The 14,195-nt window shown below is 48.5% G+C and carries 9 protein-coding genes; 7 read left to right on the top strand and 2 right to left on the bottom strand.

All coding sequences use genetic code 11. The features are described from left to right. Positions 1-174: 174 nt before the first annotated feature. Together GM154_RS08450 and GM154_RS08445 are read right to left on the bottom strand one after the other, a co-directional pair. Entirely contained in the window at positions 175-1,593 is a 1,419-nt protein-coding gene (locus GM154_RS08450; protein WP_219651835.1) for a sigma-54 dependent transcriptional regulator, read from the bottom strand. An 86-nt stretch (positions 1,594-1,679) separates the two neighbouring features. Further along, a complete protein-coding gene (locus GM154_RS08445) occupies positions 1,680-3,494 on the bottom strand; it encodes an ATP-binding protein (RefSeq protein WP_219651833.1) in 1,815 nt (604 codons plus the stop codon). A 224-nt stretch (positions 3,495-3,718) separates the two neighbouring features. Here GM154_RS08445 and gmd point away from each other — a divergent pair, with 224 nt between their 5' ends. From gmd to GM154_RS08410, 7 genes are all read left to right on the top strand, one after another. Further along, positions 3,719-4,702, top strand: a complete 984-nt coding sequence (gene gmd, locus GM154_RS08440) for a GDP-mannose 4,6-dehydratase (protein WP_219651831.1) — start codon at positions 3,719-3,721, stop codon at positions 4,700-4,702. A gap of 1 nt (position 4,703) precedes the next feature. After that, a complete protein-coding gene (locus GM154_RS08435; RefSeq protein WP_219651830.1) occupies positions 4,704-5,687 on the top strand; it encodes a GDP-mannose 4,6-dehydratase in 984 nt (327 codons plus the stop codon). After that, the gene (locus GM154_RS08430; RefSeq protein ID WP_219651828.1) at positions 5,684-6,463 is read left to right on the top strand and encodes an ABC transporter permease; all 780 of its coding nucleotides are present in this window, start codon (positions 5,684-5,686) and stop codon (positions 6,461-6,463) included. Before GM154_RS08435 ends, GM154_RS08430 begins: the two co-directional genes overlap by 4 nt. 9 nt (positions 6,464-6,472) lie before the next feature. Further along, positions 6,473-7,696, top strand: a complete 1,224-nt coding sequence (locus tag GM154_RS08425; protein WP_219651826.1) for an ABC transporter ATP-binding protein — start codon at positions 6,473-6,475, stop codon at positions 7,694-7,696. Further along, positions 7,689-9,197 (top strand): class I SAM-dependent methyltransferase, encoded by a 1,509-nt coding sequence (locus tag GM154_RS08420; protein ID WP_219651825.1) that lies wholly within the window; start codon positions 7,689-7,691, stop codon positions 9,195-9,197. Before GM154_RS08425 ends, GM154_RS08420 begins: the two co-directional genes overlap by 8 nt. Further along, positions 9,194-10,288, top strand: a complete 1,095-nt coding sequence (locus GM154_RS08415) for a glycosyltransferase (RefSeq protein WP_219651823.1) — start codon at positions 9,194-9,196, stop codon at positions 10,286-10,288. Before GM154_RS08420 ends, GM154_RS08415 begins: the two co-directional genes overlap by 4 nt. Positions 10,289-10,359: 71 nt before the next feature. Continuing rightward, on the top strand, positions 10,360-13,716 hold the full coding sequence (locus GM154_RS08410) for a glycosyltransferase (protein ID WP_219651821.1): 3,357 nt from the start codon (positions 10,360-10,362) through the stop codon (positions 13,714-13,716). Positions 13,717-14,195: the final 479 nt, after the last annotated feature.

Below are 14,195 nucleotides of genomic sequence, written 5' to 3'. Positions count from 1 at the left end.
CCATGTGAGAGTAGGTCATCGTCAAGCACCTATACCCAGAACCCCCAGGCCTAACCGCCCGGGGGTTTTGCTTTTGCGGCAGAAGTAAAGACGATGGGCTGTTCCCGACCTTAAAAGAGGCAGGTTGTACCAATGCCTGCCCTTAGATACTTAAAAAGTCCTGAAGCCTATAGGCTAAGAACCCTGCTCAATATCTTCGCTTGCTCCACCGTTGAAATGTAGGCCATGCTTTTTCAACTTGTCTGAAAGCGTTTTGCGTGGCAGCCCCAGCGCTTCCGCCATGCTGCGCAATGAGCCATGTGATTGGTTTAACTCCTGCACAAGTAGCGCCCGCTCGAATGACTCCACCTGCTCGCTCAGGTTGCCGGTCAAGCCTGACATTTCCATAACATGAGCGGACGGAGCTGCAGAGCTATGAGCATCATGGTTGTCCAAAGCGAGCTCTAGTCCCAATGCAAACCGTTCTGCTGCATTTTGTAGTTCCCGGACGTTTCCAGGCCAGCGGTGCCCCATGAGAGCAGCACGCTGTGAGCCATCCAGCTCCCGTAAGGGTAAATGATGCCGCGCTGCGGCTGCGTCGGTGAAGTGACGGAAGAGTGTCAGGATATCTTCGCTTCGCTCACGAAGTGGCGGGATCTTCAGACTGGCAACGTTTAAGCGGTAATAAAGGTCGGCTCGAAAGCGGCCTTGGTCTGCCGCTTGTCTCAGGTCTTCTTTGGTTGCAGCGATTACTCGAATATCTAACGGTATCTGCTGATTAGAACCAACTCTTTCTACAACACGTTCTTGAAGCAACCGCAATAGCTTGACCTGAACATCCAGGCTCATGCTTTCAATTTCATCTAGAAAGACAGTTCCGCCGTTAGCGTACTCGAACTTCCCGATGCGTCGTTTTTGGGCGCCTGTAAATGCGCCTTGCTCATGGCCGAAAAGCTCGCTCTCGACCACCGACTCGGCCAGTGCACCAGCATTAATAGCGACAAAGGGCCCGCCTTTTCGTGTAGAAAGATCATGCAATGCCCGGGCAACAACCTCTTTGCCTGCTCCTGTCTCTCCTAGAATGAGTACATCAGCATGAGTAGATGCCAGCGCGCCGATTTGGTCACGTAAGCGGCTCATGCTAGGTGCTTGGCCAATCAGCCGGGTCTGCAATTCCTTGCGTTCAGCCAGTGCCAGCCTAAGGCTGCGGTTCTCAAGGACAAGGCGGCGAACTTCCAGTGCACGACGCACGCTATCAAGCAGAGCATCGTTCGCAAAAGGCTTCTCTAGAAAATCATAGGCGCCTGCCCGCATGGCCTGAACAGCCAATGGAACATCGCCGTGCCCCGTAATCAATACGACAGGCAGATCAGCGTCCTGGTTATGCAATTGCTCTAGGAGCTCAATACCGTCGATACCAGGCATGCGGATATCACTGACTACAACGCCTGGCCATTCACGTACAAGTTGCACGTCCAGCGTACGCGCATCTGCAAGCGCTATAACGTTAAGCCCTGCCAGGTCTAGTGTCTGACTTAAGGCCTGACGAAGGTGAGGGTCGTCGTCGATCAAAAGCACTTGGCTATTGGTATCGAAAGGCAGAGGAGACGTCATGAGTAATTTAAAACCTGATCATCATTAAGCATGAATGAAGTATTGTTGTCGTCATAAGTTTTGCATAAGCCGAGCGATCCGAGCGATCAACCACGCATTTCCTCTTGCGGTACTGATGCTACGCCAGGCTTGCCGTGTAATAAGAACAGGCGAACCTCGGCACCGCCTTCCATATGATTGGACAGGTGCAGGCGTCCGCCTAATGCGCGAAGTAATGTATCGCAGATCGCAAGACCCAGCCCAAGCCCCTGGGTAGTCGCCTTTGTTGTGAAAAACGGCTCATGTGCTCTAGCCAGTGCTTCAGCAGAAAAGCCTGGGCCATTGTCGCGGATAATCAGTGTCACGCCTTTCTCATCCTGACTGGCAATCAACCAAAGTCGACGAGGCGGCCCTTTTTCTATCAACGCATCCAGAGCATTAGTGAGCAGGTTGTTGATAATCTGGCGCAGCCGTGTTTCACCTGCTTGCACCCATAATGGAGCGTCAGGCAAATCCCTAATCAGCTCGACGTTCATGGCCCGCCGACGGGCTGCCAGTAATGCTAACGAGTCTTCCAGCGCTGCTTGTAGCGCAACGCTTTCTGGTGCTCTTCGTGCACCACGAGCATACGCCTTGAGGTGAGAGATGATATTGGCCATGCGCGTCGTCAATTCACCAATCAGCTTCAGATTGCCACGGGCGTCATCCACTCGACTATGATCCAACAAGACCGCTGCGTTTTCGGCATAGCTGCGAATGGCCGCCAGCGGCTGGTTCAGCTCATGGCTGATGCTGGCTGACATGGTGCCCAGAGCAGACAGCTTTCCCGCTTGTACGACCTCGTCCTGTGCTCGCATAAGTTCACGCTGGGCCTGCTCGCGATCATGTACCTCCTGTTGCAGGCGTTGGTTTAGCGTCTGCAAGTCCTGAGTACGCTCCTGTACGCTCAACTCCAGATCGCGCTTAGCGCGGGCATCCAATGCGATTCGCTCGAGATAGTGCCGACGCCTTAAGGTCATGACGGCCAACAGAAGCAGCAGGGCTAATAGTGTCGCCCCTCCGATGTATAGAACGCTACGTACCTGACGTTCAAGCAAATCACGGGGAGCCAGGATTCGTGCTGTCCAGCCAATTTCATCTAGAAAGCGCTGTTGGATTAGCCACTGGTTATCACTAATTTCCAAGGGTTCGAGTGAGCCCCTGGGGTAAGGCAGATTGCGTGCGATAACGTCACGTTGTTCATCATTCAACGGGCGGCTGGCTCGAAAGCGCCACTCATTGCGGGAGGTCAGGATCACTACACCAAAGCTGTCAGTGACCAGGAGTTGTTCAGGCGTTCGTCCCCAGAGCTTTTCAGGGCCATCCAGGTCTACTTTGACGACCACGACTCCGATGACGTTTCCACCATCATGTACGGGCGCTGCGAAATAGTAGCCTCGTTTACCGGATGTGGTTCCAAGTCCAAAGAAACGACCGGATTTGTTCTGCATTGCTTCCTGATAATACGGACGGAAAGAAAAATCACGCCCAACAAAGCTGTCCGGCTCATTCCAGTTCGATGTGGCTTGGCAGTATCCGTCGGCTCGCATCAGGTAAATCACGTCTGCCCCGGTACGCTGCCGAATCCGCTCCAGCAACTGATTAGCTGATCTTTGCGTATCTGCATCGACCGGATCATGCAGCGAGGCGCGAAGCGCGGGCATATCGCCCAGCAGATCCGGTAAGACTTCATAGCGCCGAAGCGTACCCAATAGGTTCGCTACGTAGAGATCCAGCGTTTGTCGGTTCTGCTCAGCCAATTGCTGGCTGTAGTATCTGTGAGCCGCGTAATGCAAGGGCCAAAGCAAGGGCGCAAGAAGAAGGGCCAATACAGCCAGGGTACGCCAACGAGGGCGGTTTAGAGGCACAGGTGAGCTATTCATATATAGATAGTGATTATAAACAACCTTGCAAGTGACGTATTGTCTTGCTAAAGCAAGACAATACGTCATGCGGGCAATGATCTTTCAAGCAAGATGTGCAACCATGAGCACCGAATAAAACGAAGGAGACTGGGGCGGGTAAAGACCTCATGTTATTCTTGCCGAATTATTTTTGGAGATGAGAATGTCTCATCTCCTCCGTCAACTTTGGAATCTGTATCGAGATGGCTCAAAAAATAGCACTGATTACGGGCATTACTGGTCAAGACGGCGCTTATTTAGCGCAGTTACTGCTCAATAAAAACTATAAGGTAATCGGGCTTAATCCACGCCGGAGTACTTCAGAGGTTAATCTGACCCGTCTTGAATGGCTTGGTATAGCTAATGATGTTGAATTGGTCGATGGTGACCTGACAGATTTGTCTAGCCTGATCCGCATCTTTCAACAGTACCAGCCGGACGAAGTATACAACCTTGGTGCTCAGTCGTTTGTACAGACCTCTTGGAGTCAGCCATTGTTGACAGGTCAGGTCAGCGGCATCGGTGCGGTGAACGTATTAGAAGCAGCTCGGTTAATTAAGCCAGACGCAAGATGCTATCAAGCTTCTACTTCTGAAATGTTTGGGCTTATCCAAGAGCCTGAGCAGCGGGAAACTACTCCTTTCTACCCGCGGTCTCCCTATGCGGCTGCAAAACTTTATGCACACTGGATGTCAGTAAACTATCGCGAAAGCTTCAAGCTTTTTAGTTGTAGCGGCATTCTGTTTAACCATGAGTCCCCCCTACGTGGTTTAGAGTTTGTCACTCGTAAAGTGACTGATGGTGTCGCACGCATCAAGATGGGACTAGATAACGAGCTTCGTTTAGGCAATATTGATGCTAAACGCGATTGGGGACATGCCCGAGATTATGTTCAGGCAATGTGGCTGATGTTGCAGCAGGACGAGGCCGACGATTATGTTATTGCAACTGGCCGCACAACAACTGTGCGAGACATGTGCCGTATCGCTTTCGAGGCAGTAGAACTTGAAATGGATAAGCACTTGATTATTGATCCGCGCTTCTTCCGTCCGGCTGAGGTAGACGTACTGCTCGGTGATCCGTCTAAGGCAAAAGCTAAGCTGGGCTGGCAAGCGACTACTACTTTGGAAGAAATGATTACCGAGATGGTAGAGGCAGATTTGGCCCGTCTTCGTAAGAATGCCTGAGATGGCTTATGAAGCTATCATGGTGACGGGTGCCAGCGGTTTCGTTGGCCGTTACCTTCTTAGAGCATTGAGCCAAGCTTTTCCTAAAGCTCGGCTCCATGCAACTTCACGTCACGTACATGAAGATATGACAGATGCCAAGTGGCATGTTCTCGATATCACAGATACTGACGCCACCCGGTTCCTCTTGGGCCTAGTACGCCCTACAGCGTTAATTAATTTGGCAGCATATGCCAGTGTAGCGGGAAGCTTTGCTCACCCAGACGCATGTTGGGAAGTTAATCTGCAGGGAACACTTAATCTACTTCAAGCAGCTGCTGCGCAGAAGCTGCCGCCTGTATTTCTTCAGGTGGGGTCCGGCGATATGTATGGAGCTAGCTTTAAACACTCTGCACATGTTAATGAGTTGATAGCGCTTCATCCTTTGAATCCATATTCGGCAAGCAAGGCTGCTGCTGATTTGGCTGCTGCTCAGTTTGCAGCGACATCAAAGCTTCATGTGATTCGAGCTCGTCCTTTTAACCATAGCGGGGCAGGACAGAGTAAAGGATACGTTTTAACTGATTTTGCTAGTCAAATAGCAAACATAGAGATTGGTCTGCAGCCACCTGTTATTAAAGTGGGTGATTTAAATGCCAAGCGGGATTTCTTACCAGTAACCGAAGTTGTGCACGCTTATGTCGAGCTTTTGCGCCACGCTGGTAAAGTACCTTCTGGTACTGCTGTAAATATCGCCTCTGGAAAACCTATTCCAATCAAAGAGCTTTTAAATCACCTCGTTACAGCGGCGCAGTGCAAAATCGAGGTCGAAGTAGATCCTGCACGCTTACGCCCAAGTGAGATTCCTTGCGCAAGCGGGGACCCATCCTTATTAGAAAGGCTTATAGGTTGGAAGCCTAGCTGTGACCATTACGAGCTGGCTGCCAGTGTACTTGAAGACTGGCGGCTGCGAGTCAAAAAAGACCGTTCCGGCAGTTCTCAATGAATCTATCTTTAATTTTCAACTTTACTCGGCAAGATTTAATTGACCGGCATTCCGCCTCAGTACTTGGCGCAGCTTGGACTTTTATTCTTCCGCTAGTCAATATTCTGATCTTTACTCTTGTATTCTCTAATATTATGGGAATGCGACTAGACACTCTGGGAATGCAGCAGCTAGGCCAATATAGTTACAGCATTTATTTGGTCACAGGTGTTTTGGCTTGGAACTGTTTTTCTAGTACGCTAACACGTATTACTCAGGTATTTCATGAAAAAGCCCATTTAATAGGGAAAGTGAAGATTTCACTGTGGTCTCTACCTTTATATATTTTACTTAGTGAAACTATTCTATATGCCATATCGATGGCGTTTTTTGTCGCATTCTTGATTATAATTGGCTTTCATTTTCCAAAATCTGTTCTTTATTGGCCGATTATTTTTATATGTCAACAACTTTTGGCTTATGCTGCTGGTTTAGCTTTTGCAGTTTTGAGCGTTTTTTTACGTGATGTTGGGCAAATAGTTGGTGTTGTTATGCAGCTTTGGTTCTGGCTGACACCTATTGTTTATGTTCTCAACATACTGCCGGAGCGCTGGCATACGCTATTTGTATTTAATCCTTTCTATCATATTGTTGAAGCATATCGAGCAGTGCTTATTCAAGGTGTTTCACCTGATATCCAGGCCTTATGCGTTCTGTTTATTATCGGCTTTGTTTTGCTAGGTTTCAGCATCTTCGTAGGTCGTAAGTTAGAGCGCGATATTCGCGACTTCCTCTAGAGGTGCTGCATGCTTCGCGTTAATCATGTTCGTAAAGAGTTCAAGCTTTACAGCCGGCCTTCTCATAGGCTTAAGGAAATCCTGTTTCGCCGTAGTTATCATAGCCGCCATGCTGCATTGAGCGATGTGTCTTTTGAAGTTGCAGATGGCGAAACAGTAGGGATTCTCGGCCGTAATGGTGCAGGAAAGTCTACGTTACTTAAAATACTTAATGGTGTTCTCGTACCAGATGGCGGGAATATTGAAGTGAGCGGCCGCGTAACAGGACTCTTGGAATTAGGTACAGGGTTTGATGCCAACCTTACAGGTGCCCAGAACATTTTAGGTAACGGCTTATTGCTTGGAATGAGCCGTAGTGAAATTGAAGAGCGGCGTCAGGCTATCATTGAATTTTCCGAATTAGGACGATTCATTGACGAGCCTCTGCGGACGTATTCCTCAGGTATGGCTATGCGTCTTGCCTTTGCGATTGCCATACATGCAGAACCAGATATTTTCTTGATTGATGAAGCGCTTTCTGTAGGGGATGGACATTTCCAACAAAAATGTATGCGCCGAATCAAGGAGTTTAGAGCCGCGGGCGGCTCGATTATTTTCGTTTCACATGACCTTAATGCGATGAAGATGCTGTGTGATCGCTGCATTGTATTAAGTGAAGGCCGGATCGTTGCTAACGATGCCCCTGAAGAAGCGGTTAATATTTATAATAAGTTGCTCGGTGGAGACGATTCGCTAGCAGAGATACCTAAAGAAAAAGGGTATGGCTCTGGTGAAGCACAAATTGTCGATGCTGTACTCATCGGACAGGCCTCAGAAAGTGCCGTCATGGCCTGTGGCGATACAGCCTTACTCGATGTAACTGTAAGTGGTCAGCAAGATCTATCTGATGTCACTCTCGGAATGATGATTCGTGACCGATTTGGTCAGGATATATTTGGGACTAATAGCTATCATCTTGGTGTACCCCTACAAGTATATTCTGGAGAGACACTTACTTTACGTTATGAATTTCCAATGCGCCTTGCTCCAGGAAAGTACACATTGACGTTGGCCTTGCATGAAGGTCCTGACCATACCCAGCGTTGTTATCACTGGCGTGACAACATGATTCGCTTTGAGGTCGCTGGTATTACAGGCAATGTGTTTGGCGGGGTATGCGATTTAGCGCCTACTCTTCGAAAGATTAATATCCAAGGTATTTCTTCGGACCCTAGAAATATTCAGCATGCTTAGGCCTAATAATTCCCAAATAGATTTCAAAGAGCTTAATGCGCGCATAGCTGCCACGCTTGAGCACTATCAGCAAGCTCAGCCCCAATTACTGCCCCGGTTTGATCCTTCTGCTCGTCCCGCTCCTAAGCCATTGACGTGGAATGAAGTCATTGGCCTTGAGGATGAAGAGTTACTCAAGGCGGCTTACTTGTATCTGCTTGGGCGCCCTATTGATAAGCCTGGACTTGATCACTACCTAGAACGCCTACGTATAGGCGAAGATAAATTTGAAATTCTGGCTCAACTAAGTCAGTCATCGGAAGGAAAAGCGCATAACGCGTCAGCACCTGGGCTCCGTAGGGCGCAGTTGAAGCTTCGGTTACGTCGATGGCCTGTTATTGGTAAGGTTGCGTTATGGGTTATGGGCTTGCTCGCAAGCGAAAGCCGCCATCGCGTCAACAACTCACGCTTCAATTATATAACTCGAACAGCGCTGCACCATGCTGGTGTTTTAAGCCAGCAAAACCAGCGGCTTATCGAGCAGCAGCAACATCTAACCAAACAAGATTATCGCTTAGGCGATCTGCATAAAGCTCTGGCTGATCTACAAATAGAACAGACTCAACTGGACCAGAGGTTTCAACAACGAGCGGAGAAATCTGAGCAGCAAGCTCATCTTCTTGGGCAGCGTTTAGAACAAGCTCTACGTATAAATCAAGAGCTACGCGCACGTCTTGCGGATCTCGAAAGTAAACAGACAGCATCCTCGTCAGTTTCGACTAATTTGGATGATAAGCAGCGGGAAAAACTTTCAAAAGACGAAGTGCAAACTAATCTACCAGCAAGTTCTATCCCAGATAGTTTTTATTTGGCCTTTGAAAATCGCTTCCGTGGCTCTGAAGAAGATATTGCTCAGCGGTTAAGTTATTATTTGCCTATTATTGAGAAAAATGTTGCTTTACAAGAAGGCTATCCACTAATTGATATTGGTTGTGGTCGTGGAGAATGGCTGAAATTATTGCCAGAATCTGTAAAGCGGTTGGGTGTGGACCTGAATACTACCAACGTCAAAGCATGCCTAGAACAAGGGCTCCAAGCTCATCATGCTGACGCTTTGATTTGGCTTGCTCAGCAGCAGGACGAAAGCCTTGGTGCGGTTTCGGCCTTTCATGTGATCGAGCATATAAGTTTTGAGCAGCTAAACCAATTGCTTGATATCTGTATGCGCAAGCTTGCACCTGGCGGAATGATTTTGTTTGAAACGCCTAATCCTGAAAACCTTGTCAGTGGTACAACGCATTTCTGGACAGATCCAACACATATTCATCCTTTGCCTCCAGCCTTTGTAGAATTCTTCTGTGAGTTCAAAGGGTTCGATGAAGTATCAATTCATCGAGTAAATGCGATTCCAGCTGAATATGCGCTTATAGAGGACAGTGAAGTGGCACGTAGATGTAACACATTATTCTACGGGCCACAGGATTATTCCGTCTGTGCGGTGAAACGAGGTGCTAGTGCATGAGCACAGTACCTCGTATACACCAATTTTCAGTCTCTACGGCAGAAGGTGATGGTGTAACGAATGGGATGATTTATACCCATAAGCTGTTGCGCCAGTTAGGCTTTGAGTCAGAAATTTATGCCAAAAACATTCCAAGCGGGTTATATGGTCAAGTAAGATCTTACGCCGACTTTAAAGAAAGTCAGTGTGACTTGCTGCTTTATCATCACTCGCTAGGGCATGAAGAAGAAAGTTGGCTATTTAATCAGCATTGCCCTAAAGCACTTATTTATCACAACATAACGCCTGCCCATCATTTTGCACCGGATAGTCTCTTTCATCGGTATTCCCTGCTTGGCAGACAACAGTTGCATGATTGGAAGGATGAATTTTGTGCAGTAATAGGCGATTCTCGACTTAATAGCGAGGAATTGCTTGAATTAGGATATAGCAATGTCCAGACCATCCCGCTTCTGGTTGATTTAGATCGACTAAGCGGTAGCTTTCAAAAGCCTGCGTTTATTGATCATATCAAGCCTGAAGCACCGTTACTTCTAGCAACCGGGCGGCTTGTAGAAAACAAACGGCAACACCTGCTGATTAGCGCATTGAGTTATTTATCAGATTTAGTCGAAGGGCCGAATAAGCCTCATCTTGTAATAACAGGAGGGATTACTTCTTACGACTATACGGCTGCTCTACATCAGTATGTGCACACGTTACGCCTCGAGCAGCAAGTGCATTTTATAGGAAAATGCGCCGACAACGAGTTGCGTTGGCTGTACCGTAACGCCAACCAATACTGGTGCGCCAGTGAGCATGAGGGCTTCTGCATGCCCTTGATCGAGTCTAGCTATTTTGGTCTGCCAGCTGTTGCAATCGCCACTTCCAATATTCCCGATACCTTAGGAGAGGCCGGGCTTATCTTAGAAGACGAAAGCCCTCTGGCATTTGCCTGCGCCAGCCATGCTTTGCTTACAGATAATGAGTTACGAAAAGCTGTAATCGACGCAGGCCAGCGTAATTTGCAACGCTTTTCGGCTGAGCGGCTACTTCCACAGCTATCAAATTGGCTGGCCGAGCTTGGTTTTATGACCAAGTATGCAGCCTAATCGTTATTTTGAGTTTTAAACCTTAGCAACCAAACTGTTGTTTTCTAGCCTATAAACTGCCGGGTCTTATCATGTCTGATACTCCAGCCATTCACCAGTTTTCTATTGACTGCTCTTCGGGTGATGGCATCACCAATGGCATGTTGTTGATCCGTAAATTGCTACAAGGCGCTGGGGTTCGCTCGGAAATTTACTGCCCTAAGGTGCCTGAGGCGTTAAAAGGGCAAATAACACTTCAGTCAGAGTTTGTTCCTGATTCAAATCAAGTGTTATTAATTCATCATGGAATTAGCAATAACCAAGAAGACTGGCTAAAGGAGCTGCCTAGCCAGAAATTTATGGTGTTCCACAATATTACGCCAGCAGAGCATTTTTCAGCCGATCATCCCATCCAGCCCTTATTAACGCATGGTTGGGAGCAAGTAAGTAGCTGGAAAAACTGGCTATTGGGAGCAATTGCCGACTCCGAGCAAAATAAGCAGGAGTTGTTAGAGCGGGGCTATAACCCATCTACTACAGTCGATATTCCGCTACTCGTCGATCTGGATCGTATTCAAGTTAGCGCACCTGTTCGCTCAGATGAGCCTCGTCCTTTTACACTGCTGTTTGTAGGTCGTGTCATGCCGCATAAGGCTCAAGGGCAGCTGATTGAGACGTTATATCACTTAATGCAAATGTTAGATGTCCCTGTCGAGCTTTTGTTGGTAGGCGGCACAGCAGATAGGGAGTACCAAGAAAAGCTGCACGGGCTTATCGCTCAGTATGGACTTGAACATGCCGTAAATCTTACTGGTAAGGTGAGTGACGAAACGCTTAATCAGCTCTACCAGCGAAGCGACTTGTTTGTCAGCTTAAGTGGCCATGAAGGTTTTGGCATGCCGTTGATTGAGGCTATGGCCCATCAGGTCCCTGTGCTTGCTTACGCCGCCCCAAGAAGTAACGTCGCGTATACTCTTGGCAATGCGGGGCTGGTACTGGAAAGCCAGGATGCCAAAACCTGTGCGGCAACAATTGCGGTATTGATGAAAAACCCTGCCTTGCGTCATTCCATGGTTGCGCGCGGTAATGAGCATCTTAAAACGTTTACCCATCAAGCCTTGTATGACCGTTTGCGTCATTATCTTGATGGCTTCAATGTGCATTTGCCGGGCCATCAGTTTGACGAAGCGGTTTTGCTGCCGCAAAGCCAATACCGAGTCGAAGGCCCTTTTGATAGCAGCTACAGTCTGGCCTTGGTCAATCGAGAGTTGGCGCGTGCATTAAAAGCACGCGGCGCTAGAGTGGCGTTAAGGGCAACCGAAGGGCCAGGACCGATTGAGGTATCGGCAGATTTTCTCAAGGAAAACCCGGATTGCGCTGAAATGTACGCCCGTGCACAAGAGCCTGCTGACGCGGTGTTGCGCTTGCTGTATCCCCCTCGTGTTACTGACATGGGCGGTGAGCTTAATGTTTTGAATTGCTACGGCTGGGAAGAGTCTCGCTTGCCCGAGCAAGCGTGCCGTGACTTTAACCATCAGCTTGGCTTGGTCACAACGATGTCTCATTACGTCACACGGGTCTTGCAGGACAATGGTGTTGATGCTCCATTGGCAACGGTGGGAATCGGGGTAGACCACATTGAGCGTACCCCTGCAGCACCGGAGCGGCTGTCCACGTTGCCCGTGGTGGGCTCGTCTACCCTAAGACTGCTGCACATTTCATCCTGTTTCCCGCGAAAAGGCGTAGATGTACTATTGGCAGCTTATGGGCAGGCCTTTTCAGCAGCGGATGACGTAGTACTAGTACTCAAAACCTTCCCTAATCCTCATCACCAGATTGAAGCACAATTAAAAGATTGGCGCTTACAGCATACTAACCCGCCACGTGTTGAGCTGATTAATCAAGATCTGCCTGATAGTGCAGTACGCGCCCTTTATGAGTGGGCGCATGCGCTAGTAGCACCCAGCCGGGGAGAGGGGTTTGGCCTGCCTATGGCGGAAGCCATGCTGCATCGTTGTGCAGTCATTACAACAGGTTATGGTGGTCAGCGTGATTTTTGTACGCCTGAGAACAGCTGGCTGATTGACTACCGCTTCGCCCGTGCTCAAACACATATGCAGCTAACAGGCTCCGTTTGGGCAGAGCCACAAGGGAGCCATCTTGCTACCTTGATGAAAGACTTTTATCGAGCACGGCAGGAAAATCGTTGGGAGGGGTTTACGGCTGAGCGCTTGGCAGCGGCGGAATATCTCATTCGCAGCGAGTTTACATGGGCTAAGGTAGCCGAGCGTAGTGAGCACGCGATCAAAGAGGCGCGCCAGCAGCCCTTGCTTAAACCCTGCGCAAAATTGGCCTGCGTAAGTACTTGGAACAGCGCCTGCGGTATAGCTACCTATAGTCAGAAGTTACTCAGTCCTGCATTAGGCGATTGCCTAGTGTTCGCTAATGATGATGCCATACTTACTGCTCAAGACGGCCCCAATATCGAACGGTGCTGGACAGCTGGCACTACTCACTCGCTGGATCGCCTCATCGAAGCCATTGATCGCCACAACATTGAGCAACTGTTTATCCAATTTAATTTTTCCTTCTTTAATATGGAGGCGTTTCGCGGCTTGTTGCAGCACGCCCACCGGCGAGGCATCCAAACGCTGGTAACCTTCCATTCGACGGCCGATGTGGACCATGGAGGAGAGCTGAAGAGTTTGCGACATCTAAAGGTCGAACTTGCAAGTTGTGCTCGCTTGCTTGTGCACGCAGTCAGCGATTTGAACCGACTGCTGGACTTCGGTCTGGCTGAGAAGGCTATGCTCTTTCCGCACGGTGTCATGCCGCTTGCCGAAGTTGAGCCAGGCCCGGCACAGCTTGCCAGCGGGCTACAGCATAAGCGCGTTATAGCCAGCTATGGCTTCCTGTTGCCTCATAAAGGTATCTACCAATTAATCGATGCGTTTGCATTACTCGCCAAGCAACAACCCGATCTGCATCTGTTATTGGTCAATGCCATCTACCCCGTACAGCTTTCAGCAGATGAAGCTGAGCGTTGCCGCGCACGTGCTGCTGAACTTGGGTTAGATTCACGTATTACGTTTATCACTGACTATCTGGAGGATGCAGACTCGCTGGCATGGCTCAGCCTGGCTGATGTAATTGTCTTCCCTTACCAGCACACTCAGGAGTCATCCAGTGCAGCAGTGCGTTGGGGACTCTGTGCTGGTAAGCCGGTACTTTGTACACCGCTAACTATTTTTGAGGATGTGGAAGAGGCAGTCATCACCTTACCGGGTACAGCTCCTGCGGATATGGCTAAAGGGCTGAGTGAGTATTTTGCGCATCCTGAAGCGCCACGCCAGCAGGCTTGGCTTAAGGCTAATGCCTGGCCAAGCATTTCCAAACGCCTCCAAGGATTATTAACCGCTCTGCATTGGGAGCAGCTAGCTAAGCATTAAATAGCTATTGTTCCTATATCTATACGAAGGGCCGAAATTTGAAGAATTTCAAAAATTTGGCCCTTTTTTCTTCTTGCTTACCAGCCGTTCGTCGCCTTCGTTTCGCCTGTTGTCAGCTTTGAATATGCTCAAATCTGTTTAAATTTTAACCAATAAAGTGATGTTTTTTTGACGTTCGTAGGTCTGCTCTTTTTTTCGAATAAAAAATACAAACGCTGGGTTACCTCGCTGTTGCGTTGCGAAGAGTTTCTAATGGACATTGAGCCATTTATTGGCGTTTTTATCTGACAATTTTTAGACAAAAAGGACGGAAATTTTAAAAGAAAGCTTTCCGTCAAAATTTTGTGCTATACCTTGAGTCAAGCGTCAAATTTCAATTACAAATTTGGCTGCTTGAAAAAAAGTTCCAAGTATTTACGTGAAGTGGTTTGAAGAAATGCTTGTTTGGCTTCTTAAATCCTGTGTAGGATTGCCGCCGA

This window comes from Pseudomonas sp. MAG002Y (assembly GCF_019400845.1).
GTDB lineage: Bacteria > Pseudomonadota > Gammaproteobacteria > Pseudomonadales > Pseudomonadaceae > Chryseomonas > Chryseomonas luteola.
Note: the sequence above shows the minus strand (reverse complement) of the source record. Positions and strands in the feature narration are given on the sequence as shown.